The sequence below is a fragment of the Xanthobacter sp. NM-59 genome, assembly GCF_021401125.1.
In the GTDB taxonomy this organism is placed as follows: domain Bacteria; phylum Pseudomonadota; class Alphaproteobacteria; order Rhizobiales; family Xanthobacteraceae; genus Xanthobacter.
Window position 1 is genome coordinate 46,577 of sequence record NZ_JACBFQ010000003.1, and the last position, 24,465, is coordinate 71,041.

Annotated in this window: 20 protein-coding genes, 1 tRNA gene and 1 CRISPR repeat array; of the genes, 8 read left to right on the top strand and 13 right to left on the bottom strand. The window is 65.4% G+C overall.

Features of this window, described 5'->3' with window-relative positions; genetic code table 11:
* The first annotated feature begins 11 nt into the window (after positions 1 to 11).
* Positions 12 to 1,118, top strand: coding sequence for a site-2 protease family protein (locus L0966_RS08060; RefSeq protein ID WP_234051377.1), 1,107 nt, complete (start codon positions 12 to 14; stop codon positions 1,116 to 1,118).
* Positions 1,119 to 1,329: 211 nt separating this feature from the next.
* The gene (locus tag L0966_RS08065; RefSeq protein ID WP_234051379.1) at positions 1,330 to 2,265 is read left to right on the top strand and encodes an AEC family transporter; all 936 of its coding nucleotides are present in this window, start codon (positions 1,330 to 1,332) and stop codon (positions 2,263 to 2,265) included.
* Positions 2,266 to 2,286: 21 nt separating this feature from the next.
* On the opposite strand, the gene ubiG is transcribed toward L0966_RS08065, so the two are convergent.
* On the bottom strand, positions 2,287 to 3,027 hold the full coding sequence (gene ubiG / locus L0966_RS08070) for a bifunctional 2-polyprenyl-6-hydroxyphenol methylase/3-demethylubiquinol 3-O-methyltransferase UbiG (protein ID WP_234051380.1): 741 nt from the start codon (positions 3,025 to 3,027) through the stop codon (positions 2,287 to 2,289).
* A 229-nt stretch (positions 3,028 to 3,256) separates the two neighbouring features.
* On the opposite strand from ubiG, the gene L0966_RS08075 reads away from it, so the two are divergent.
* From L0966_RS08075 to fdxA, 3 genes are all read left to right on the top strand, one after another.
* Positions 3,257 to 6,532 (top strand): helicase-related protein, encoded by a 3,276-nt coding sequence (locus tag L0966_RS08075; protein ID WP_234051381.1) that lies wholly within the window; start codon positions 3,257 to 3,259, stop codon positions 6,530 to 6,532.
* 204 nt (positions 6,533 to 6,736) lie between these two features.
* Positions 6,737 to 6,985, top strand: a complete 249-nt coding sequence (locus L0966_RS08080) for an RNA-binding S4 domain-containing protein (RefSeq protein ID WP_255684223.1) — start codon at positions 6,737 to 6,739, stop codon at positions 6,983 to 6,985.
* Positions 6,986 to 7,065: 80 nt separating this feature from the next.
* Positions 7,066 to 7,401, top strand: a complete 336-nt coding sequence (gene fdxA, locus L0966_RS08085) for a ferredoxin FdxA (RefSeq protein WP_234051383.1) — start codon at positions 7,066 to 7,068, stop codon at positions 7,399 to 7,401.
* A 158-nt stretch (positions 7,402 to 7,559) separates the two neighbouring features.
* A CRISPR array of direct repeats spans positions 7,560 to 9,254; the repeat unit is 32 nt; unit sequence GTTTCGATCCACGCTCCCACGCGGGGAGCGAC.
* Positions 9,255 to 9,482: 228 nt separating this feature from the next.
* Here fdxA and L0966_RS08090 read toward each other — a convergent pair.
* Positions 9,483 to 9,953 carry a hypothetical protein gene (locus L0966_RS08090; RefSeq protein ID WP_234051384.1) on the bottom strand — a complete coding sequence of 157 codons (471 nt, stop codon included), beginning with the start codon at positions 9,951 to 9,953 and terminating at the stop codon, positions 9,483 to 9,485.
* Positions 9,954 to 10,013: 60 nt separating this feature from the next.
* Between L0966_RS08090 and L0966_RS08095 the strand changes: the two genes are divergently transcribed.
* The 3 genes from L0966_RS08095 to L0966_RS08105 all read left to right on the top strand — a co-directional run bounded on the left by L0966_RS08095 (position 10,014) and on the right by L0966_RS08105 (position 12,989).
* A complete protein-coding gene (locus L0966_RS08095) occupies positions 10,014 to 11,639 on the top strand; it encodes a peptide chain release factor 3 (protein ID WP_234051385.1) in 1,626 nt (541 codons plus the stop codon).
* Between the two features lie 66 nt (positions 11,640 to 11,705).
* Positions 11,706 to 12,554, top strand: coding sequence for a 2,3,4,5-tetrahydropyridine-2,6-dicarboxylate N-succinyltransferase (dapD, locus tag L0966_RS08100; protein ID WP_234051387.1), 849 nt, complete (start codon positions 11,706 to 11,708; stop codon positions 12,552 to 12,554).
* A 345-nt stretch (positions 12,555 to 12,899) separates the two neighbouring features.
* Positions 12,900 to 12,989 (top strand) — tRNA-Ser (locus tag L0966_RS08105).
* Positions 12,990 to 13,479: 490 nt separating this feature from the next.
* Here the strand turns inward: L0966_RS08105 and L0966_RS08110 are convergent.
* From L0966_RS08110 to L0966_RS08155, 11 genes are all read right to left on the bottom strand, one after another.
* Positions 13,480 to 14,745, bottom strand: coding sequence for a S9 family peptidase (locus tag L0966_RS08110; RefSeq protein WP_234051388.1), 1,266 nt, complete (start codon positions 14,743 to 14,745; stop codon positions 13,480 to 13,482).
* 31 nt (positions 14,746 to 14,776) lie between these two features.
* Positions 14,777 to 16,387, bottom strand: coding sequence for a carboxylesterase/lipase family protein (locus L0966_RS08115; RefSeq protein ID WP_370640672.1), 1,611 nt, complete (start codon positions 16,385 to 16,387; stop codon positions 14,777 to 14,779).
* Positions 16,388 to 16,471: 84 nt separating this feature from the next.
* Positions 16,472 to 16,762: a hypothetical protein gene (locus tag L0966_RS08120; protein WP_234051390.1), complete on the bottom strand. Its 291-nt coding sequence runs from the start codon at positions 16,760 to 16,762 to the stop codon at positions 16,472 to 16,474.
* Positions 16,759 to 16,920, bottom strand: coding sequence for a hypothetical protein (locus L0966_RS22485; RefSeq protein ID WP_370640684.1), 162 nt, complete (start codon positions 16,918 to 16,920; stop codon positions 16,759 to 16,761). The genes L0966_RS08120 and L0966_RS22485 overlap by 4 nt, the downstream gene beginning before the upstream one ends.
* Positions 16,921 to 17,221: 301 nt before the next feature.
* Positions 17,222 to 17,515, bottom strand: coding sequence for a hypothetical protein (locus L0966_RS08125; protein WP_234051391.1), 294 nt, complete (start codon positions 17,513 to 17,515; stop codon positions 17,222 to 17,224).
* 347 nt (positions 17,516 to 17,862) lie between these two features.
* The gene (locus tag L0966_RS08130) at positions 17,863 to 19,398 is read right to left on the bottom strand and encodes a GTPase (RefSeq protein WP_234051392.1); all 1,536 of its coding nucleotides are present in this window, start codon (positions 19,396 to 19,398) and stop codon (positions 17,863 to 17,865) included.
* Positions 19,399 to 19,427: 29 nt separating this feature from the next.
* Positions 19,428 to 20,684: a GTPase gene (locus L0966_RS08135; RefSeq protein WP_234051394.1), complete on the bottom strand. Its 1,257-nt coding sequence runs from the start codon at positions 20,682 to 20,684 to the stop codon at positions 19,428 to 19,430.
* Positions 20,685 to 20,694: 10 nt separating this feature from the next.
* On the bottom strand, positions 20,695 to 21,492 hold the full coding sequence (pcaD, locus tag L0966_RS08140; protein ID WP_234051395.1) for a 3-oxoadipate enol-lactonase: 798 nt from the start codon (positions 21,490 to 21,492) through the stop codon (positions 20,695 to 20,697).
* A gap of 136 nt (positions 21,493 to 21,628) precedes the next feature.
* Positions 21,629 to 22,558 (bottom strand): catechol 1,2-dioxygenase, encoded by a 930-nt coding sequence (gene catA, locus L0966_RS08145; protein ID WP_234051396.1) that lies wholly within the window; start codon positions 22,556 to 22,558, stop codon positions 21,629 to 21,631.
* A 78-nt stretch (positions 22,559 to 22,636) separates the two neighbouring features.
* Positions 22,637 to 22,927 (bottom strand): muconolactone Delta-isomerase, encoded by a 291-nt coding sequence (gene catC / locus L0966_RS08150; protein ID WP_234051397.1) that lies wholly within the window; start codon positions 22,925 to 22,927, stop codon positions 22,637 to 22,639.
* Positions 22,928 to 23,113: 186 nt separating this feature from the next.
* On the bottom strand, positions 23,114 to 24,445 hold the full coding sequence (locus L0966_RS08155; protein ID WP_234051398.1) for an MFS transporter: 1,332 nt from the start codon (positions 24,443 to 24,445) through the stop codon (positions 23,114 to 23,116).
* Positions 24,446 to 24,465: the final 20 nt, after the last annotated feature.

Here is a 24,465-nt window from a genome sequence, read left to right on the forward strand (position 1 = left end):
GGAGAGTGCCCATGCCCTGGTCGGTGACCATCGGACGCCTCGGCGAGACCGCCATCCGCATCCATGTGACCTTTCTTCTGTTCCTGGTGTGGATCTGGGCCGCCTATTACCGGACCGGCGGCGCCGATGCGGCCTGGCAGGGCGTACTATTCGTCGCCCTGCTGTTCGCCTGCGTGCTGCTGCACGAGCTGGGGCACGTCTTCGCGGCCCGTCACTATGGCGTGAAGACACCTGACATCACCCTGTGGCCGTTCGGAGGCATCGCCAGCCTGGAACGCATGCCAGAAAAGCCTTCCGAAGAGCTGGTGGTGGCCATTGCCGGGCCGCTGGTGAATGTGGCCATCGCCGCCGTCCTGCTGCTCATCCTGGGCGCCGGGCTGAATGTGGATGACCTGTCCAAGATCGAGGACCCGGGCACCTCCATGCTGGTGAAGCTGGCGGGCGCGAACATCTTCCTGGTGGTGTTCAACCTCATCCCCGCTTTTCCCATGGATGGCGGGCGGGTGCTGCGCGCGCTGCTGGCCATGAATATGGGCTTCGGCCGCGCCACGGCGGTGGCGGCCTCCATCGGCCAGGCCATCGCCATCGGCCTGGGGCTGGCGGGCATTTTCTTCAATCCCATGCTGATGATTATCGGCGTGTTCGTGTTCCTGGCCGCGTCGGGCGAGGCGGGACAGGTGCAGCTCAAGGAGGCCTCGCGCGGGCTGTGCGTGGCCGATGCCATGATCACCCACTTCGAGACGCTGGGGCCCAGCGCCACCGTGGACGACGCCGCCGACGCCCTCATCCGCACCACACAGCGGGAATTCCCGGTGGTGGACGGGGCCGGCCACCTGCGCGGCGTGCTCACCCGCGACGCCATGATCCGCGCCATGAAGGACGAGGGCCCGCAGACGCCGGTGATCCAGGTGATGCAGCCCAATGTGCCCACCGTAGACGCGCGCGCCCGGCTGGACGCCGCCCTCAAGCTCATCACCAGCGAGCAGGTGCCCGCCGTGGGCGTGGTGGACGGAACCGGCCGCCTCGTCGGCCTGCTGACGCCGGAAAACGTGGGCGAGCTGATGATGCTCCACGCCGCCCGCCCCGATCGCGGCATGGGGTTCCACCGCGCCGCCTGATCGGCAGCCGAAAGGCGCCGCCCTCCGGGAACACGCGCTCCCGCGCGCGGCGCCGCGCGCGTCATGCACAATCACCAAGATCGAAAGAACATGGGAAGGCCCCGGCGCCGGTCATATGCCGTGAGGGGCGGCTTTCATTCGCCTATGAAGACGAAAACGCCATGTCATCCGATCGGATTTCGCACGATCGCGAATAGGATTTATTCGATCCATGGATATATACTTCGTCCTGCACGTTGTCGGGCCCGTCTTCCTGCTCCTTGGCCTTGGATATTTCGCGGGACGACAGAAACAGTTCAGCGGCGAGCAGATGCGCGGCCTCACGACCCTCGTGCTGCGCTATGCCATGCCCGCCGCCCTGTTCCTCGGCATGGCCCAATTCGATCGCGAGCTACTGCTGCGCCAGGGCCCGCTGGTGCTCATCATGCTGCTGTTCTACAGCGGCTTTTTCGTTCTGGGCTACACCCTGCTGCGCGCGGCGAGGCAGCCGGCGATGGACGCCGCGCTGCTCTCTTATGCCGGCACCTCCAAGGCGGCGACGGTCTACGGCCTCCTGGTGCTCACCCAGCTCTTCGGCGCGGATCTGGGGCGGGCCATGGTCGGCCTCAGCGCGCTGATCATGAACCTCACCCAGCTGTCCCTGGCCATCTACCTGTTCAAGAGCGCGGGCACGGGCGAAGCCCCCTCCATCCTTGCGACCTTGCGCAAGACCCTGGTGGATCCGCTGGTGATCGCGCCGTTTCTTGGTGCCGTCATCGCCCTCAGCGGCTTCACGCTGCCGGCCGTCATCAGCGACATCATGGAGCCCCTGGCCGAAACGGCCGGCCCGGTCGCCATCTTCGCGGCGGGCTTGGCCATGGCCACGTTCCGGCTGCATCTCGGCTCGCGCGCGGTGGTGCTCGCCGTGCTCAACAGCCTTGTCGTGATGCCGGCGCTGTTCTTCGTGCTGCTGAAGCTGTTCGGGCTCTCCGGGCCGGTGCCCCAGGCCGCCTTCGTGGTCTGCCTGCTGCCGATCGCGTCGAAGGCGCTGCTCTTCTCCGAGACCTATGAGGAAGAGGAAGGCCCTGTGGCCTCCATCCTCCTCATCACCTCGCTGGCCCTGTTCATCACCATCCCGCTCGGGATCTGGCTGACGAGCTTCCTCTAGCTTCGCCGCCGGCGGAGGCGCTCAGGTCCGCTGCGCCACCATGAAGTAGTTCACGTCCAGATCGTCCGAGAGCTTGAACTCCCGCGTCAGCGGATTGTAGACGAGCCCCGCCTTTTCGCTGGGCGCATAGCCGGCGGCGGCAAGTGTCGCCTCCAGCTCGTCGGGGGTGATGAACTTCTCCCAATGGTGGGTGCCCGGCGGCAGCCAGCGCAGCACATATTCCGCGCCCACGATGGCGAGAGCAAAGCTCTTGGCCGTGCGGTTCAAGGTGGAGAGGACGAGCACGCCCCCGTCCTCCACCAATTGCCCGACGGTGCGCACGAACAGGCCCACATCGGCCACGTGCTCCACCACCTCCAGCGCCACCACCGCATTGAAGCGCGAGCCGCGGGCGGCCAGCTCCTCCGCGGTGGACGGCAGGTATTCGATGTCGAGCCCCGAGGCGCGGCCATGGGCGCGCGCCACCTCGATATTGCCGGGGGCAGGGTCGACGCCGGTCACCTGGGCGCCCATGCGCGCCAAAGGCTCGCTGAGCAGCCCACCGCCGCAGCCGATATCGAGCACGCGCAGGCCGTGGAGCGGGCGCAGCGCCTTCTCATCCCGGCCGAAATGGCGCACCAGCGCGCCGCGCAGGAAAGCGAGGCGCGCCGGGTTCATGGCGTGGAGCGGGGCCATCTTGCCCTTCTCGTTCCACCACTCCGCGCCGAGCGCTTCAAAGCGGGCGACCTCTTCCGGATCGACCGTGGCCTGGGTCAGCGGCATTTTCGGCCTCCTTCTCGCGATCGGGGCGGGCTCATGCCCGTGAGCTTTAAGCAGGGAGCGCGCCCGCCACAAGGCCGCCGGAACGAAACGCGACGCAGCGCCGCGACCTGATTCGCACGCTCTTTGTCGCCCGTTCGTTCTCCATCGGGTCATCCACACCTTTCGCCCTCGCCCTTCCGACCCAATATGATACACACCCCCCAGAGCCGAGCCGACGAAGTCGAAACCGATGGACGACATCACCCAATGGGCCGTATTGCCGCGCACCGTGAGGGCGCGGGGGGTGAGCGCCATCCTCGGCCCCACCAATACCGGCAAGACCCACCTCGCCATCGAACGCATGCTGGCCCACGAGAGCGGCATCATCGGCCTGCCGCTGCGCCTGCTGGCGCGCGAGGTCTACCAGCGCATCGTCGAGAAGGTGGGCCCCAGCCAGGTCGCCCTCATCACCGGCGAGGAGAAGATCAAGCCCAAGGGCTCGCGCCGCTCGCCGCCGCGCTACTGGGTCTCCACCGTGGAGGCCATGCCGCGCGACCTGGACGTGGCGTTCGTCGCCATCGACGAGATCCAGGTGGCCACCGACCTCGACCGTGGCCATGTCTTCACCGATCGCCTTCTGAACCGGCGCGGGCGGCACGAGACGCTGCTTCTGGGCTCGGCCACCATGCGCCCGCTCATCGAGAAGCTGCTGCCGGGCGTGAACGTGATGATGCGCCCGCGTTTGTCCACGCTTTCCTTCGCGGGCGAGCGGAAGATCTCGCGGCTGCCGCGCCGCTCGGCCATCGTCGCCTTCTCGGCGGATGAAGTCTATTCCATCGCCGAGTTCATCCGCCGCCATCGCGGCGGGGCGGCGGTGGTGATGGGCGCGCTGTCCCCGCGCACCCGCAATGCGCAGGTGGAACTCTACCAGTCGGGCGACGTGGACTATCTGGTGGCCACCGACGCCATCGGCATGGGCCTCAATCTCGACGTGGACCATGTGGCCTTCGCGTCCGATCGCAAGTTCGACGGCTGGCAGTTCCGCCGCCTCAACCCTTCCGAAATGGCGCAGATCGCGGGGCGCGCCGGCCGCGCCCTCTCCGACGGCACCTTCGGCACCACCGGCCGCTGCCCGCCATTCGAAGAGGAATTGGTGGAGCAATTGGAGGCTCACACGTTCGACACCGCGAAGGTGTTGCAATGGCGCAACTCCGTCCCCGACTTTTCATCCACACGCGCCCTGCTGGCCTCTTTGTCGCATCCCCCGCGCGAGGAAGGACTGACCCGCGCGCCCACCGCCGACGACGTCGCCGTGCTGGAAATCCTCAGCCGTGACACGGAGGTGGCGGCCCGCGTGACCTCGCCGCAGCAGGTGGAACGGCTGTGGGAGGTGTGCCAGGTGCCCGACTATCGCAAGGTGTCCCCGGGCGCCCATGCGGAGCTGGTGGCGACCCTTTTCGGGCATGTGGAAGGGGGTGGTTTCATCCCCGATGATTGGTTCAAACGTCAAATCGCCTTGACCGATCGCCAAGAAGGCGACATCGACACACTGTCGAGCCGGATCGCGCAGGTGAGGACTCTCACCTTCGTGGCCAACCGGCCCGACTGGCTCAGGGATCCGGAGCACTGGCAAGGCGTCACGAGAGGGGTCGAAGACAAGCTGTCCGATGCATTGCACGAAAGGCTGGCCCAGCGTTTCGTGGATCGGCGGACCAGCGTGCTCATGCGGCGCCTGCGAGAGAAAAAGATGCTCGAAACTGAAATCAGCAAGACCGGCGACGTCACCGTCGAAGGACATGTCATCGGCCATCTCCACGGCTTCCAGTTCCAGGCGGAACCCACCGCCGGCGGGGAAGAGGCCAAGGCGCTGCGCGCCGCCGCCCAGCAGGCGCTGGCCGGCGAGATCGAAGCACGCGCCACGCGCCTCGCCCAGGCCGTGGATGAAGCCTTCGTGCTCACCAATGATGGCACCATCCGCTGGACCGGCGAGGCCGTGGCCAAGCTCATCCCCGGCGACGAGGTCCTGAAGCCCCGCTTCAAGATCATCGCCGATGAGCACCTCACCGGCCCCGCCCGCGACCAGGTGGAGGCCCGCCTCGCCCTGTGGGTTTCCGCCCATGTCGACAAGCTGCTGGGCGCGCTCACCAAGCTTCAGGCGGCGGAGGACATCACCGGCATCGCCCGCGGCATCGCCTTCCAGATCGTCGAATCGCTCGGCGTGCTGGAACGGGCCCGCGTCGCCGAGGACATGAAGAGCCTCGACCAGACCGCCCGCGCCACCCTGCGTGGCTATGGCGTGCGATTCGGTGCCCACCACATCTATCTGCCGGCCTTGCTGAAGCCCGCGCCCCGCGCCCTGGCGCTGGAGCTGTTCGCGCTCAAGCATGGCGGCCTCGCCCAGAAGGGCCTCGACGAATTGCCGCACCTGGCGGCGTCGGGTCGCACCTCCATCCCCGTGGATCACGAGATCCAGAAGGGGCTCTATCGCGCCGTGGGCTTCCGCGTGTGCGGCGAGCGCGCGGTGCGCGTGGACATTCTGGAGCGGCTCGCCGACCTCATCCGACCGGCGCTGGACTGGCGCCCGGCTTCGCCCGGGCCCAAGCCCGCCGGTGCCGTGGATGGGCGCGGCTTCACCGTCACTGTGGGCATGACCTCGCTGGCCGGCTGCTCGGGGGAGGATTTCGCCTCCATCCTGAAGTCGCTGGGCTATCGCATGGAGCGCCGCGCGGCCCCGCCGCCGGAGGAACCCGCGGCCGAGGCCGCGGCTCCCGCCGAGCTGCCGCCCGCGCCGGAAGGCGCCATCGAGGCCGACCTGCTGTTCGACGCTCCCGCCGAGACCCCGGCTGAGGAGATCGTGGCCGCGGAAGCCGCCGCGCTCGACGCCGGCGCGCCCGAGGTGGCCGAGGCCATTGCCGCGGAAGTCGCCGCCGACCTGGCGCCGGCCGAAGCTGCCCCGGAAGCCGTAGAGCCGGCCCCCACCGATGAGGCGGTTGAGACGGAAGTGGCTGTCGAAGCCATGGAAGTGGCCGGCGACCCCACTGCGGCCGAAGTGGCCGCCGAAGTGGAAACCGCAGCCGCACCCGGCGGCGCGGAAGCCGTGGAAGGCGCTCCGGCCGAGCCGGAGATGATCGAGGTGTGGCGGCCCGGCCGTCCCCCGGGCGGACCGCGCCGCGACCGTCCCCAGCGGGGTGGCGAGCGCTTCGGCGGCAAGGACGGCGAGCGCAAGGAAGGCGGCCATCGCCGCGGCGGCGAGCGTCGCGAGGGTGGCCCCGGCCATCGCCGCCCCGAGCGGAATGACCAGGCGCCCGCGGCCGAAGGTGCGGCACCGGAGGGCGAGCGCCCGCCGCGTCCGCCCCGGGGCGAGCGTCCCCAGCGTGGTCCGCGCGACGAAAATCGCGGCCCGCGCAATGAGCATCGGCCCGCGCACCAGGAGCGCCGCCGTGACAAGCCGGTGGATCCGGACAGCCCGTTTGCCGCCCTTGCCGCCCTCAAGGCGCGCATGGAGACGGACAAGAAGGGCAACTGACGGCCGCGCCGGCAGCACATCGGAGCCGAGAGCGCACCCCGAAAAAGGGTGACCGCTCCCGGCGCCGACCATGATGGGATATCGGTTCGCGTGAGGAAAACGCGGTCACGAGACGCATCACGCAGCGGGCGCGAGGGCCCCGATCGCGCCGGCGGGGAGGACTCGGCCGCGCGCGACGCCGAGGATGGGCCCGGCCGGCAGCGGCTGGATCGCTGGATCTGGCACGCCCGAATGGTGCGCAGTCGCACCGATGCCGCCGATCTCATCCGCGCCGGCCATGTCCGCCTGGATGGAACGCGCGTGAATTCGCCCGCCCAGCCGGTGCGGGCGGGCAATGTCTTGACCATCGCCCTGAACGCCCGCGTCAGGGTGCTGCGCGTGTTGAGCTTTTCTGAACGGCGCGGAGATGCTACATCAGCTTCCGCGCTTTTCGAAGAAATCACCGAAAAATAAAGTGCAATAATATGGCGCGGCAACCGCGCGCTTGCACCCATCAGGCGGGTGCGCTACGCGAGGTCGCGAAAGGGATTACCATGGCTTACGTCGTCACCGAGAACTGCATCCGCTGCAAGTATACGGATTGTGTCGCCGTGTGCCCCGTGGATTGCTTCTACGAGGGCGCCAACATGCTCGTCATCCATCCGGATGAGTGCATCGATTGCGGGGTGTGCGAGCCCGAATGCCCGGCCGAGGCCATCAAGCCCGATTCCGAGCCCGGGCTGGAGAAGTGGGCGGCCCTAAACGCCGAATACGCCCAGGTGTGGCCCAACATCACCATCAAGCGCGACGCCCTGCCGGACGCGAAGGAATGGGACGGCAAGCCCGGCAAGGAGCCCATGTTCTCCGCCGAGCCCGGCACCGGCGACTGAGCCTTCCCTCCGGATCTTCTTGCAGCGAAGGGCGGCCCCTGCGGCCCGCCCCGGCGGCTTGGACGGCGCTCCCATCGGCTGGTGCTGCTCAACCTTGAGCGAAGGATCAAGGCGGACACTGTTCGCCTGGGCGGCTGCGGTGACAGTATTTGCAGCGTGTTTCGATCCACGCTCCCACGCGGGGAGCGACCCGGCTTTTTTAGCTAGATTTTCTAGGGTTTCATGTTTCGATCCACGCTCCCACGCGGGGAGCGACGACGGCACCCTCGATCTCGTTGACATCGCGATCATGTTTCGATCCACGCTCCCACGCGGGGAGCGACTATCAGTCCAGAGTTCAAGATACTTGAAGTTATGCGTTTCGATCCACGCTCCCACGCGGAGAGCGACCTCCGTCATTGCGTCGGCGGCTGTGATCTATGCGCGTTTCGATCCACGCTCCCACGCGGGGAGCGACGCTTCGAGATTGACGAGCTAGTGGTCTGGCCCGCGTTTCGATCCACGCTCCCACGCGGGGAGCGACCGGAGGCTGGTCAGTCCTGACCGGCGGAGCTAAGTTTCGATCCACGCTCCCACGCGGGGAGCGACTCCCCACGGGGTGTCAAGCGGTTTTAATTAATCGTTTCGATCCACGCTCCCACGCGGGGAGCGACCACCTGCGCCGTCAAATCGCCTCCGACCTAGGCCTGTTTCGATCCACGCTCCCACGCGGGGAGCGACGCAGTACGCGGCCCGACGCAGCGTCGAAAATCGTGTTTCGATCCACGCTCCCACGCGGGGAGCGACTCGCTGCCTTACGGCTCGCGCGATAGGCGGGGTAGTTTCGATCCACGCTCCCACGCGGGGAGCGACCAGGGCGGAGACGCTGTCGAGCACCACCGTCTGGTTTCGATCCACGCTCCCACGCGGGGAGCGACTGGGCGCCGGAGAGGACGAGCGAACCGCCTCCCCAGTTTCGATCCACGCTCCCACGCGGGGAGCGACCAGGTGGCCCGCCGCCGGCGCGGCTGCGCCTGACGATGTTTCGATCCACGCTCCCACGCGGGGAGCGACCGCATCGGACAGGTCGAAATAGATCACCGCCTTGGTGTTTCGATCCACGCTCCCACGCGGGGAGCGACATCCGACCCTGATCAAGCCGATCATGAAGGCGCCTGTTTCGATCCACGCTCCCACGCGGGGAGCGACCGGTAACGACGTGTCGACCGATCATGTCTGCCAGGTTTCGATCCACGCTCCCACGCGGGGAGCGACAGGATGACCGCCATGATTAACAGGAATGGTAGGAGTTTCGATCCACGCTCCCACGCGGGGAGCGACAACATGCTGCGAGGCGTCATCGCCAAGCTCCCGATGTTTCGATCCACGCTCCCACGCGGGGAGCGACATGCTGTGACCGAGGGCTCTTTGCCGGGCCGCGATGTTTCGATCCACGCTCCCACGCGGGGAGCGACCCAACGGCGAGCTGCGCCGCGCTGTGTGCGCGAAGTTTCGATCCACGCTCCCACGCGGGGAGCGACCCACGATCTCGACCCAGATCAGGAGCAAGGATGGTTTCGATCCACGCTCCCACGCGGGGAGCGACCCTTGTCGAACACGAATAGGGAGGAACAAGCTTGTTTCGATCCACGCTCCCACGCGGGGAGCGACTCGGACGGCTCCTTCGGCTTCGGCATCAGCACCTTGTTTCGATCCACGCTCCCACGCGGGGAGCGACGTCCAGAGACGAAACGCAGTCGTCTCCAGCTCAGGGGTTTCGATCCACGCTCCCACGCGGGGAGCGACCAGTGTGCGTTTGGGCGATCGTGCCACGACCAAGATGTTTCGATCCACGCTCCCACGCGGGGAGCGACTGCCTTCGCTTAACCCATTCTCCGCAAAGAGCAACTCGCGCTCCATGCGCGAACCGCATGCGTCGCCCGCGCTCCTGTCCGCCGGCCGCAGGGCAAGGAAACGCCAGACGCTGCGAGATCAAGGACTTAGGGCCAGCGCGAACCGGCCGGGGAAAGCGCGTGCGCTTGCGGTTCGCGCCGGCGCCCCACGGAAGGCGTCCTTCGAGGGCACAGCCGCAAGCCAGCCACTCAGGGCAACTGCTTGAGCTGCTCATACTGAGATACCACCACATGCCCCTCGGCATCCAGCCAGGCGCGGCCGTATTTCGCTTTCACCAGGGTGTCGACCGGCTGATAGATGGTGCCGCCCAAGGGGGGCTGCGCGCCCGGCCTCAAGCATGGCACGTCCAGTGCCACCGCCATGCCCGGCCGGAAGGCGGCACCGCGCTCCACCTTTCGCACCACGCCCTTCACCCGGCATGCGCCATAGCCGCCGGCCGGGGTGGTCACGGTCTGCACCCGCAGCACGATGACGCTCACCGCATCGCGCCGCGCATTCTCATAGACATAGGGCGGCATCAACGCCGCCGCCGGGCCGGCCGCGACGACAACGGCGAACGCCAGCGCGGCCTTAAGGCCCCCGCGCGCACCCGCCCGCCGCCGGGCCGGAAAGAGCCCGCCACCGCCAGCCATGCGCGCTTGTGAAAATCCCTCGCCCATCGGCCCGTCTCCCTCGCGTTCACCGTTTATCGCCGCGCGGTTTCGCACTATATAGCCGCCATGCTCGAAACACCTGACCACGGCGCGGCGCGCGCGGCCGCCAAGCCGGGCGATTTGCCCGATTATGCCCGCCGGCGCACCTTCGCCATCATCTCCCATCCGGACGCCGGTAAGACGACGCTCACGGAAAAGCTGCTGCTCGCCTCCGGCGCCATCCGCATGGCCGGCCACGTGAAGGCACGCGGCGAGCGCCGCCGCACGCGATCCGACTGGATGGAAATCGAGCAGCAGCGCGGCATTTCCGTCACGTCCTCGGTGATGACGTTCGAGAAGGACGGCATCGTGTTCAACCTTCTGGACACGCCCGGCCACTCGGACTTCTCGGAAGACACCTACCGCACCCTGTCCGCCGTCGACGCGGCGGTGATGGTGATCGACGTGGCCAAGGGTATCGAAAGCCAGACCCGCAAGCTGTTCGAGGTCTGCCGCCTGCGCGACATTCCCATCTTCACCTTCGTGAACAAGGTGGACCGCGAGGGCCTCGACCCCATCGCCCTCATGGACGAGGTCTCCTCCACTTTGGCGCTGGACCTGACGCCCCTCACCTGGCCCATTGGCCTCGGCGTTGATTTCCGCGGCCTCATCGACATTGCGGGCAAGAAGGCGCTGCTCGCCACCGAGCGCGGCGGCCCCCTGGTGCGCGAGGTGCCCTTCAACGAGCCGGAGGACCTGATCGGCCTCGAAGGCGTGGAAGAGCGCATCCTCACCGAATCCATCGAGAGCCTGACCCTGGCATTGGGCGTGCTGCCGCCCTTCGATCTCTCTTCGTTCCGCGAAGGTCACCTCTCCCCGGTCTATTTCGGCAGCGCGCTGAAGGAAGCGGGCGTGGCCGAGCTGCTGGACGGCCTGGGCGCCGTCGGCCCCAGCCCCCTGCCCCGCTCCGCCGCCGGCGAGCGCATGGTGGAGCCCCAGGAAGACATGGTCTCCGGCTTCGTCTTCAAGGTGCAGGCCAACATGGACCCGAACCACCGCGACCGGGTGGCCTTCGTGCGCCTGTGCTCCGGCCGGTTCAAGCGTGGCATGAAGCTCTACAATGCCCGCGAGAAGCGGCAGATGGCCATCGCCAACCCCATCTTCTTCTTCGCCCAGGAGCGCGAGACGGTGGACGAGGCCGTGGCCGGCGACATCATCGGCATTCCCAACCATGGCATGCTGCGCGTGGGCGACACCCTCTCCGAGGGCGAGACCATCCGCTTCGAGGGCCTGCCGGACTTCGCGCCGGAAATCCTGCGCCGGGTGCTGCTGGCCGACCCCATGAAGGCCAAGCAGCTGCAGAAGGCCCTGCAGGACATGGCCGAGGAAGGCGTGGTGCAGGTGCTGCGCCCCATGTCCGATCCCGCGCCCATCGTCGGCGTGGTGGGCACCCTGCAGCTCGACGTGCTGGCCGCGCGGCTGGAGAAGGAATATGGCGTGCCGATCCGCTATGAGGCGGTGTCCTTCGTCACCGCCCGCTGGATCACCGGTGATCGCGCCGAAGTGGACCGCTTCCTGGAATCGAACCGCTCCTCCACCGCGCGCGACCGCGACGATGCGCCGGTCTATCTCGCCCGCAGCCAGTGGGTGCTCGACCGCGCCATCGAGGAATGGCCCAAGCTCAAATTCGTAGCGGTGAAAGAGCGCGGCTGAGGCCGTTTTTCCGCTTTGTCTTCAAACTCATCGCGCGGCGCCCCCTGGCCGCATGGAGGAACACCCATGTCCGACCTCAAGCAGCTTGAATCCGTCATCGACGCCGCCTTCGAAAAGCGCGCCGACATCGGCTTTTCCACCATGGGCGAGGTGCGCCAGGCCGTCGACACCGCGCTCGACCTGCTCGATTCCGGCAAGGCCCGCGTCGCCGAACGCAAGGAAGATGGCTCCTGGCAGGTGAACCAGTGGCTGAAGAAGGCGGTGCTGCTCTCCTTCCGCCTCAACGACATGGTGGAGATCGGCGGCGGCCCCGGCGGCGCCCATTGGTGGGACAAGGTGCCCTCCAAGTTCCTCTCGTGGACCGAAAAGGACTTCCGCGCCGCCGCCTTCCGCGCGGTGCCCGGCGCCATCGTGCGCCGCTCGGCCTTCATCGCTCCGAATGTGGTGCTCATGCCCTCCTTCGTGAACCTCGGCGCCCATGTGGGCGAAGGCACCATGGTGGACACCTGGGCCACGGTGGGCTCGTGCGCGCAGATCGGCAAAAACGTGCATCTGTCCGGCGGCGTCGGCATTGGCGGCGTTCTGGAGCCGCTGCAGGCCGGCCCGGTGATCATCGAGGATGATTGCTTTATCGGCGCGCGTTCCGAGGTGGTGGAAGGCGTGGTGGTGCGCACCGGTTCCGTGCTCTCCATGGGCGTGTTCATCAGCGCGTCCACCAAGATCGTCGATCGTGAGACCGGCGAGGTGTTCATCGGCGAAGTGCCGCCTTATTCGGTGGTGGTGCCGGGCTCCATGCCGGGCAAGCCGCTGCCGAACGGCCAGCCGGGCCCGTCGCTCTATTGCGCCGTGATCGTGAAGCGCGTGGACGCCCAGACCCGCTCCAAGACCTCCATCAACGACCTGCTGCGCGACTGAGCACACCAGCAAGCCCAGAGGCGCGGGATGATCGGCGGGCATTTTGCCCTCCGATCATCCCGCATCGGCCGGAGGTTCCGGCCTCGGCCCGGCCGGCCTGTGCATCGCTGTGAATGGCGTTGCGATAAGCTGAGAATCCCGCTTGCGCAACGCGACCGAGGCTGTATATTCCGCGACCTCGCTAGGACGCAGCGCATCAACCGGCGCTGAATTTCCCCTGTCTGCGACGGGGATGACCGAGTGGGGCCGCAGCTGAAAAGCATGCGGTGCTGAGAGCGCTACAGACGGCAAGCCTGTTTGAAGCGCACTTCAGCGAGTTGCCATGCGCGCCAAGCGCATGCGGCTGGAGAGGTGGCCGAGTGGTTGAAGGCGCACGCCTGGAACGCGTGTATACGGGCAACCGTATCGAGGGTTCGAATCCCTCTCTCTCCGCCATTTTTTCTCTTTAATGTATTCACATTGCTTGTGTTATTTGGACGCTAAGCGATTCAACCCGCCCAGTAGAGTTGCTAGGTCCTCACAAAGGGGGCCGCCGCCTTCGATCGGGTGCCCCGCGATGGGGTGCCTTCGCGACGGCATTATATGCTTGCGACATGCCCTTGTTTATCTCCCCCTATGCCACCAATCCAGAAATCGAAAAATTATTATATATCGTCTCTCTATGCTGCATTTCAGGTTTTCCGTTCCAGGAAATATCCAGCGAATAAGCATTCTACATTTGAGTACCAGCCATGCGTAGCAGTCACAAAAAAGACGCCCCGCAGGACGCACTAGGTATTGGGAAAATAGCGGGCCTCAGGCTTTGGCCCCGCTTGCGAGGCTTGGGCGGTTCAGGTCGTTTGCCCCCGGACCGCGACAATCCTGATGGAGCGCTCGTTGCTGCTGATAGGAGAGCCTGAACCTTTGCCCGAGGTGAGGTCGGGCTTTAATGGAAGGTTTCATCAAGCCAGTCGAAGACCACTTGTGCCATCAGGCTGCGGTTTTCCATGACCACATGGTTGGACGCTCCCTCGGCCTCGGGCGTAACCACGACAGCCTTGCGGGCATTCGCCAGGCCGTCGATACACAGCCGGGTCTGGCGTTCGATTTCGGGGTTTTTCTGCTCGCCTCCCGCCACCACGATTAGGGCCGGCATTGTGACTTTCGCCGGATCGAAGCGGAAATCGCGGTTGGCGGCGACCAGCCCCGGAAGGTTATTGAGATCGACCCCGAACCGCCATGCGATCAATTGGCTGGTAATCCGGGCGAACGAGGACCAGCGCTCGACCACTTCGAGCGTGGCCGTGGCCACCGCCATCTGGGCAACTCCCGCGCCGGCATCGACCACGCAGTTATTCATCACCAGAGCCGAGATGCGGGGTTCCCGCTCCGCGCTCTGTCCGACGAACCCGCCGCCGCTCGAAATGCCATAGAGAGCCAGCCGCTTCGGATCGACGTCGTGTCGGGACAGGGCATAATCGACGACCGCTTTCATCGGGCTGGCGATATCGGGCCGGAATATGCGCCCGTCCATCGGGAGCAGACCCTGGCCCGGCAGGTCGACGGTCAGGAAATTATAGCCGCGTTCAAAAGCTTGCGGGCCGATATAGAAGTACTGGTCCTCGGCGAAGGTTTCCGCTCCGCCGATCATGATCAGTGTCTTCGCCGGAGCCTCGCCCGGCGCCGCCTTGCGGAAATATCCCGGCAGCACGCCGCCAGCGTAGGGAATCCCGATCGCTTCGAGCTTCGGCTCGAGCAGGGCTCCGGCCTTTTTCATCAAGGCACGGCTTCGTTCTGCGGTCGGACGGAAACGGGCATCATCGGGCAGCATTGCCACCAGTGCGAGGCGATTGGCGTAGCTGGCGCGCAGGTCCTGGTCTCGCGCACTGACCAAGTGCCCCTTCGCCAATGCCGCGGCGCCGCGCGCCTCGATCAAACTGGCCATTTTCAGCCAGGCGGCGCTCCAGCTTTGAGCGTCGCCGTCGCGGATTGTCGCGGCGGTGGCGAATGCCTCGCCGATTTCCACTCCACGGTTGACGGCGGCGCCCAGTACAAGCGAGCCGAAAACGAAATCCATCGTCGTGTCGCTGAAGCGCACCTTGATATACGAGACGTGGGGATCAACAGCAGGGTCGTCGGCCAGAACGGGCGTCGCAACGAAAACCATTGCCGCCAGAGCGATGAAGGTGGTCCGCAGGTGTCGCATCCTCATCCGGATTCCTTCGAGTAAGACCTTCCTGTGATCATCGCGTCAGGCCGAAGCGCGACACGCTGTCGATGAAGTCGCCTTGCGCCTTGTACAGCCCCTGCTCAACACGGATTTCATCGGCAAAGTCGAGGCTGCGATCGCCTGCCGCCTCATAGGCCGGCCAGCTCGGCAGGCCCGGCCCGTTGGGGTCGCCGGTTCGGGCGAAATTGACCCAATAGGCCATCACCTGGTCGGAAAGCGCCAGATCGAGGCTCGTATAGCCTTCGCCGTCCGCCATGTTGCCGAAGACATAAGCGAGATCGACCCCATGAAAAGCGCCAAGCTCGCGCGCCCGCGCCGTATCGGGCTTGCGGGTGAAGCGGTAGAGGTAGGCGCGGCTTCCCGTGCGCTCCAGCGCCCGCGCCATGAAACGCGCCGGCGCGGCGTTGACCGCCACTGAAATGAAATGGTTGATGGCGGCATGAACCTCGCCATCGCCCGCCGCCGGGAACGCCTCGAGAGCTGCATCCGCGCGGTCGGCGAAGCGGGCCGTCATGAAGGCCCGATAGCGCTGAAGCGTCAGGTGCTTTTCGCCGCGCAGGTAGGTGGTGCCCTCGTCTCCGGTCGAGCCGACGATCATCGGCACATGTGGACGCGCAGGATCAAGCGCCGCCGCCGCGGGGTCGTCGGGCAGCACCGTGCCGTCGAATACCGGAGCGAAAAACAGGCCGGTATCGAAAAGGCCAGTTTTGCAGTCCGCCGCCGTCACCACCTCCATCGGCGGTTTGGCGCGCAGGCAGGCCAGCTCGTCTTTCGCGTCAGTGCAGCCCAGCCGGGCGCTCAGGGCCTTGCTCATGGCCGCGACCGCAGTCTTGTCGCCGTTGAATGTCGGATTGAGAAATTCCGAGCCGATGATCGGCCCGCCGCTCTCGGCTATGGCGCGCTGGAACAGCCCAGCTGCCGGTCCGCTCAGGGTGAGGAGTGACACCGAGCGCGAGCCAGCGGACTGGCCGAACATGGTGACATTGCCGGGATCACCGCCGAACGCGGCAATGTTGCGGCTCACCCATTGGAGCGCTGCGATCTGGTCGAGCAGCCCGAAGTTTCCGGAGGCCTCGGGGGCAGGTCCATTCGCGCGCGCAGGATGGGGAAAGAAGCCGAGCGGTCCCAGGCGGTAGTTGATTGTCACCACCACCACGCCCCGACGGGCAAGGTTGGCCCCGTGATATTCCGGCTGGAATGACGCGCCGAAATTGAAGCCGCCGCCGTGGATCCACACCATTACGGGCAGTTTCACCGCGCCTGAGGCATCGGGAGTCCAAACATTGAGGGTGAGGCAGTCTTCACTCGCCTGCTTTTCCAGAAGTCCGGTCTGTGGACAGGCCGGGCCGAAAGCGATGGCAGCGCGGGGGTTGGTCCACGCATCCGGCCGCTGCGGCGCACTCCAGCGCCGATCGCCAACCGGGGGAGCGGCATAGGGGATGCCAAGAAAGGTGTTGATCCCATCCTCTGTACGCCCTGACACCACGCCACTGTCGAGGCGGACTGTCGGCGCTCCGTCGTTACCGGCCGGCGCCGGCCCGCCGAGCGCCAGCCATGCGGCGAGGCAAGAGGCAAGGAGCGAACGAGGTCCTGCCGCTGGAACGGACGTTCCCATCGGCGTCATTTCTTGAAGACGTCGTCGAGCCAGTCGAACACCACTTGTGCCATCAGCCTGCGGTTCTCCATCAGCACATGGTTGGCGGCGCCTTCATTGAGCGGCGTCACCAACCAGCTCCTTGTTGGGATGGGCCAGCTCTTCCATGCAAACCGCCTGCTGGCGCCAGGTTTCCGGGTTCTGGTGTTCGTCTTCGCCGATCACCGACAGAGCCGGCACCTTCACCTTGGCCGGCTCGAAGGTGAAGCCCTTGTTGGCCGCGGCCAGCCCCGGCACATCGTCCATCGGCACGCCCCACCGCCAGGCGACGAGCTTCACCGTATTGCGGTGGAAGGCGGTAGAGATTTCGAGCCTCTCGGCAGTGGTGGTGGCCATCGGGGTCATGGCCGCGGACAGCGCTCGACGTCGACCACGCACGAGCTCATCGCCACCGCCTTGATGCGCGGATCCTGCTCGGCGGCCTGGTGGGCGAAGCCGCCACCGCCCGAAACGCCGAAGACCGCCAGTTTCGAGGTGTCGATATCCTTGCGGGCGACGAGGATGTCGTGAGCAGCGTCTTGTGCGGCTGGACATCATTCGCCGCCCTGGGGAAATATCCGGGCAGCCTGGCGCCCTCGAAGGGAATTTCGAAAGACTCATGCGCTGTATCGACGATTTCGCCGGCTCGCTTAGCCAAATCGTATAGTTTATCTCCAGTTGCGCGCATCTGCGGATCGTCCGACATCATTCCAAGGATAGCGAAGCGATAATAATTGGAAGCGCGCAGGAGCTGCTGGCGGGTGCTGCGCGTGCGGCCCTCGGCTAGCGACTTCAAGCCGCGCGCCTCCACGCGCGCTGCGGTTTTCAGCCATTCCTCCTGCCAGCTGGCGACGTCACCGTCTTGATATTGCCGGCGGTGTGATGGACCTCTCCGGCCTCAGCACCGCCGTTGCTGATCGCACCCAGCACCACCGACCCCGAGGTGCGATCCATATCGGAATCCGCGAACTGGCCGCGCACATAGGGCGCATGCATGTCGAATTCCTTGACGGCATCCCGCGCTTTCGTGTCCTCCGCAAGGGCATTGATGGAAAAGCACGACGCAAGCAGTCCGGCGGCTAGAAAGACGCTCGCTATCATATGACTACGATCCGTCATGCCCCCTTATAGATGTCGCCTTCATTCGATTCGATACCCGAGAAGACGTCAAGAGGTGGCTCCGGGATTTTCGACAGTGGCGTCGGTGGGTCTAGCGACTGGGAACGGTGGCGATTTCGCCGCATTTCAGGAGCGTTTGGACGGGCGACCGCCTGGGTAGCGGCAAGCTCATCACGTTGCTCGATGATCTTCCCCGGAGGAGAGGTTCTGGCTGGTCTGGCCCCAAAGTGCCCACCACTCACCGAAGCTGCGCGCTTTCATCGATTTTTGTTTCGGGCGGCTCCTGCCCACGCGATAGCCGTAGGCGAGCCCGCAGGAGCGCTAACCTGCAGCGCAGCGTCTTCGTCTCAACCGGCATTCACACGCAGCACGGTTTTTAATGTGCGCAAGTCTCGCTCATACGCGGGCACGATGCCCGCCAGATGTGCAACGGCGTTCATCAATGCCAAGATCGTTGCCCGGCATTGCTCGATCCGCGCCTCGACCCGTTCCAACACAAGGTGACTGAGCTGTTTCTCCAGCCCGGCATAAAGGCGCGCATAATCCACGCCCACCACCTGGCGCAGCTCTCCCTCTTCGACCAACAGTTCGTCGAAGCCGAGCCCCTCGTCGAGAATGATGGGCGCGGGCCCTTGGAACGAGGCCGGCAGGTAATCCGCAAGATGCTCCTTTTCGGCCTGGATACAGGCGAGCCGCAGGGATTGAGACAGGTCCTCGCACACCCTGTCGACCGCGCGCGTGTCCGCGTGCCGTTCCAGCAGCTGCGCCAGGACCGGAACCACCTCGCGCCACACCGATTCAATTATTCGCTCCTGCTGCTGGGCGAGCCGCTCGAGAGCCAATCGGGCCTCCGCGTTCAGGGTCTCCAGCAATGGCAGGAGGCGGGCGCGCAGCGTGCCCAGCACATGCTCTTCCTGGTGGTGCAACAAGGTTTCGGCGGGCTTGCGGCGCTTATAGGCGAGCGCCGGCTCGACAATGGCGAGCAACGCGGCGTAGAGACGCTCGAACCCGGCCTCTTCCATTCCCATCGAGGTCTGCCCGTGCGACCGCGCCATGTGCACCGAAATGGACACTGGCAGCTTCAGCTGGGCGGCGTCCACCCGCATCGCGGCAAGCTTGTCCTGCGCCCGCGCCGTGACGTCGGCCTCCTGCTGCGCCCGGTTCTGCGGCGTCTTGTTTCGCAGGCCTTTGACCAATGCGCCGTCGATCTCGTCTTCCTCATAAAGGTCACTGCGCGTCACGACCGGCAGCAGCGGCTTAGCGCGTGCCAGCTCGCGGCCCAGGTCCTCCAGTTCCTGCACCTGGCCCGGCGCGGCCGAGCTTGTGAGCCACAGCACACAGTCGGCACTATCCGTGAAGCGCTGGGTCAGCTCCGCCTTGTCCGGCGTCACCGAGTGCAGCCCGGGCGTGTCCAGCAGCAGCAGCTTTGCCCCCAGGCGCACCCCCTGGAGCCGCGCGGTGGTTTCGGTCGCGCCCTCCCTGAAGGGCTCTTGCGTGTCCACGATGCGCCCGTCGTCGAGGTGGAAATAGCCCACGGCCTTGCCCTCGGCCGCGAAACGCTCCGCCAGGAAATTGCAGAACGAGCTTTTGCCCGCGTTGAACGTGCCGAACACCAGCAGGATGGCATGATCCTCAAAGGCGTGGGCCAGTGCCTGGGCCGGCTGCAGATCCACCCATTGCCCTGCCCAGGCGGCTATGCTGTCCTTCAACAGACGATTGACGGCATCCGCCTGCCGGGCGAGCGTGCTGCCGTCCCGCAGGCCATCGCGGTTCAAGGCGGCGGTGTCGAGGTCACGGGTCAAGTGACCAAATCGATCGGTCAGTTTTCGCAGGATCGCTTCCAGATCCTGCTCGAAGAAGTCGAGGGCGTCGACGTCAGACATGAAGCGGTATTCGTGATTTGTGTCCGCTTTCATGCGCCGGCCTCTAGAGTCTCTAAGGCCATGACTGCACGCTCCATCGCCTTCAGCTCGATCTCGCTCGAGGCGATTTTCGCCCTCAGGACGGTGCTGGCTTCCGACAGCTCGAAATATCGAGTGAATTCTCCCTGCAGCCTCTCCCGGCCGGGGGCTTCGCAGAACATGTGGCGCAGATCGTTGCGGAATTTCACTGATACACCCATCACCGCAACCATCACGGTGTTGAGGCTGCCGGCGGCTGTCTGCTGCTCCTTCGGCAGACCGCTCACCCCCTGGCCGATAAGGAAACTGTCGATCTGGATGCAGGCGCGGGAATAGCCGATCTGAATGCGCGCCCGCTCCAGCTTAGCCTCAGTCGTCTTGTACTTGTCCTGCGCGGTATCGGGGATCATGGCATAATCGGGAATGGGTGCATTCACGACCTCCTCAATCTCTCGCCCGACCTTCGCGAACACGGCATCGAGCCCTTCTTTGAAGTTCTGCAGCAGGCGCCGCTGCTTCTGCCGCAGTGCGGCCAACTCCTGCTCCCGACGCCCGGAAAGCTGCTGTAGCTCTTCGCGAATCTCGGTGAAAAGCAGGCCGGTTTCGTGGGATCTCGCCGCCGGCACGCGGCCCAGGGCCTCATCCAGCGCCGTGCGAAGGGACGGCATCCCGCTCTTTTCAACCAGCAGCGTCTTGCCGGCCTCGACGCCATGGCGATGGCGCGTCGCGGAGACGACGTGCGGGGCGATATGCGGCACCTGAATCGTGATGGCCTGAAGCACGCTCGCGAGCTCGCCGTCATCCGCCAGCTGGTCGATCTGAGAGAGCACGAACAGAACCTGGCGCCGCGTGCGCTGCTCATCCGCACACAGCTCCTCCAGCAAGCGCCGTTCCGTCTCGTCCAGCTCACCTTGCTTGGCGGTGTGCACGAACAGGCGAATATCCGATTTCAGCCATGCGGCTTGCAGGGCCTGCCGGTCATCCTCATTGGCCACGTCCGCGTCCAGCCCCGGGGCGTCGAGCCAGCGCACGCCATGGCTGAGGTGTTGGGACAATGTGGTGGTCTGGCGTTTGTCGGCCACGACAAAGACGTCGCGGCTCACCAGCTCATTCAACAGGCGGCTTTTGCCATGGTTGTACTTGCCGATGACCGTAACGATAGGCTCGCCGTCCTGTGCCAGCTCTTGCAAACGGGCGAGGTCATGCGCCCGGCCGGGCAATATGGCCAGGATATCCCGCCGGGCCTCGTCCGCGCTTCGTGCGCTCATGGCCGGCTCCTCAATCCTGCAGGAATTCGAGCAGCGCCTCGTTGAACGCCTGCGCCGATTCCAAATTGACGATGTGCCGTCCCGGCAGCGAGAGGTGACGGCCGCTCTGGACGTGGTCGGCGATGTCTTGGAGATCTGATGGGGGGCACACGGCATCGTCGTCGCCGGAAATGGCGAGGACAGGATTGCAAATCGCGCCGATCTCAGGCCGCAGGTCCGCGTCCGCCAGGGCCGCGCAGCAGCCGTTATAGCCCTTGGGATCGACTTTCGCGAACGTCGCCAGAATGCCTGCGGTGAGCGCCGCGTGCTCCGCATTGAATCGAGGTGTGAACCATCGCTCGGCGGTGGCCGGCACCAGGGGCGCGAGGCCGCTCGTCTCCACGGCGGCGATGCGCGCCGCCCAGCCCTCGGCATCGCCGATCTTCGCTGCTGTCGCGCACAGCACAATCTTGCCGAGCCGGTCTCCCGCGTGGAGGCCCAGCCATTGGCCGGTGAGGCCACCGATGGACAAGCCGCAGAAATGGGCGCGCTCGATCTTCAGAGCGTCCAGCAGCGCCAATGCATCTCCGCCCAGATCGCAAATGGAATAGGGGCCGGGTGGGGTGCCCGATTGGCCGTGACCGCGACAGTCATAGCGCAGCACCCGAAAACGCCCTGTCATCGCCGCCGCCTGCGGGTCCCACATCCGCAGGTCGGTGCCGAGCGAGTTGCAGAACAAGATCCAGGGCAAGGCCCGGTTCGCCGCGTCGCCATCGATGCGATAGTGCAGCCTGTGGCTCGGCAATGCGAGAAATGCGTCTTCGGACATGCCATGGCTTTCGATTATTGCGGCAACATCGTTCCGGTCGCTCAGCCGCGCCTGATGACCCAGGCCAGCCGGCGACCGCGTTTGGGTGGCCCTAACGAGATCGGCGGCAGCTAAGAGCGCTGCCGCCGGATCACGCTCAGGCCGCCGCGCGGGCGCGCTCGACGACTTGGTTGTCCTTGCCGCCGACCAGAGCCGTCAATTCGATGTTGAACTCAATGTCCCGATAGGCGTCCTCGTCGAAGCCGACCGCACGGCCGTCATTCTTGTCCACCACGTGCGGCACCAGCCCTTCGCGGGTCGCGAAGGCAAAGTCGTCCCAGGTCAACGGATCGCCCTCGATATTGAACTGCGTCGTCAGCTTGCGGAACTTGTCCGTGGTGACGAAGTAGTGCACATGCGCCGGGCGATTGCCGTGGCGGTTGAGCTGGTTCAACAGGGTCTGGGTCGCTCCCGAAGGCGGGCAGCCATAGGACGCCGGCATCCTGGTCAGAACTTCGTACGTGCCATCCGCCGCGGTGCGGATCGCACCGCGCAGGTTGAACTCGCTCTGCCGGCCGGTGGGATCGAAGTGCGAGTAGAAGCCCTTGGAATCGGAATGCCAGATTTCGACCAGCGCGCCAGCGACCGGAGCACCATCCGGCCCGGTGACCCTGCCATGGATGTGCAGCGGCACGGTATCCGGATCAGGGTTTTTGTCGAGGCGGGCCTTGCCTTCCATCACCGGCGCGCCGGCCACATAGAGCGGGCCTTCGATGGTGCGCGGCGTGCCCCCGGAGATACCGAGAGCCTTGTCCTCGGCATCGAGGCGCATGTCGATATAGTGCTCCAGGCCGACGCCGGCCGCCAGCAGCGCGGCTTCGCCGTCGGCGCCGAGCTTGTTGATGTAATTAATGCCCGTCCAGATCTCGTCCGGCGTCAGGTCAAGATCTTCGATCATCTTGAACAGGTCGGACAGGATGCGGTGCACCACCAGCTTCGCCCGCTCGTTGCCGCCGGCGCCGTCGAGATTGGCCACCACGCGCAGGAAATCCTGAACCTCTTTGCCACTGAAAATATTAACGCTCATCTGTTGTTTCCTCCACTTCATTTTGACGCTACGGCTTGAGAAAAGCCACGCATGGCCCTGGGTGTGTCTTTGGCTTTTTCAGGTGTCGTCTTCGCGGACCGACGAGGCGTGGCGACAGAGCGGCGTCACCAGAATCTTCATGTAGGGAAACAGCGGCAGACCCGTGAGGATCTCATGCAGCGCTGAATTGCTTTCTACATCGAATATACTGTAGTTCGCGTATTCGCCCGCGATGCGCCAGATATGACGCCATGCGCCGCTGCGCTGAAGCTCTTGCGAATAGGCCTTTTCACGCTGCTTCAGCTGCGCTGCCACCTCCTCCGGCATGTCGAGCGGGATGTTCACGTCCATTCTCACATGGAAAAGCATTTCTGCTATTTCTCCTGTTGATCTATACGAATTCGATCCTCTGATCGTGGCTGCTCGCCCCGCTCTCGCCCCTTCCGGCTCGCCGCCCTTGAGCGTCGCCGCGCTCCGGCGCGACGGACCTGTGATTTCGGCGCTTCGTTCAGGATTAGCAGGGGCGCGGAGGACCTCCGCGCCCCTGCTACGGCGCTATGCCGGGACCGCCTGCAAGGCGGCGGCACGGCGGGCATTGCTGGCGGCGAACACCAGCATGGCGAGCGTCGAGAGCACCGCGGGAATGGCAAAGATCAAGAAATTCTGCTGCAGCGGCAGCTCCTGCGCCAGAAGCACCCCGCCCAGCGTCGGCCCCACGATGGCACCGATGCGCCCGACGCCCGACGCCCAGCCGAGGCCCGTGGACCGCACTGATAGATTGTAGAGCTGCGCCACGCTGGCATAGAGCAGGATCTGCGTGCCGATGGTCGTCGCGCCGGCGATGAAGACCATGAAGAACAGCAGTGCCGGCGGCAGCCCGAACCCGATGAGCGCGATGGAGACCGAGGCAGCGGCGAAGAAGCCCACCACCACCTTCGGCAGGCCGAACTGATCCCCGAGCCGACCGCCGAGGATGGCACCGAGCATGCCGCCGAAATTGAGGGAGAACAGGCTCAAAAGGCTCGCCTTCTCGGCATATCCCACTTCCTGCAATACCTTGGGCAGCCAGGACGAGAGCAGGTAGACCAGCAGCAGGCAGCAGAAGAACGACGCCCACAACATCAGGGTGCTCACCGCCCGATGATGGCGGAAGAGTTCCACCACCGAGGCCGAGACGCCCTTGGTTTCAGTGAAAACCAGCTCGTCATCGGCGTCGAGGCCCTGGGACGGTGCGATGCGGGCATAGATCCGGCGAGCCTCGTCCTGCTTGCCCTGGCGGATCAGGAAGCCCAGAGATTCAGGCAGCTTCCACAAGATGAGGGGAATCATCGCAAGCGGAAATGCCGCAATGAAGAACATCGACTTCCAGCCAAATTGCGGGATCAGGCTGATGCCGAGGCCCGCCGCAACCATGCCACCCACTGAATAGCCCGAGAACATCACGGCCACCATGGTGCTGCGTAGACGCTTGGGCGCGTATTCGTTCATCAGCGCCACGGCATTCGGCATCAGGCCGCCGCAGCCGAGGCCGGCCACGAACCGGAACATCGCAAATTCAGTCGGAGAATTGGCGAAGCCGGCCAAGAGCGTCGACAAAGTGAACAGCAGGAAGCTGATGGCAATGCCCTTCTTGCGCCCGATCTTGTCCGCTAGCGGACCGAAGATGAGGGCACCGAACATCATCCCGAACAGGGCCCAGGCCTGAAGGGCGCCAGCCTCTGGCTTGCTGAGACCCCATTCCTTCATGAGCGCCGGCAAGACCGTGCCTGCGACGAAAACGTCATAGCCATCGACGACCAGCAGCGCGCCGCAGACGATGGCCACCATCCACTGGAATCCCCCAAAGGGGACGGAATCGACCACCTCGGTCACATCGATTTTTTTCATGGTTTCCTCCCCGGAGGGTT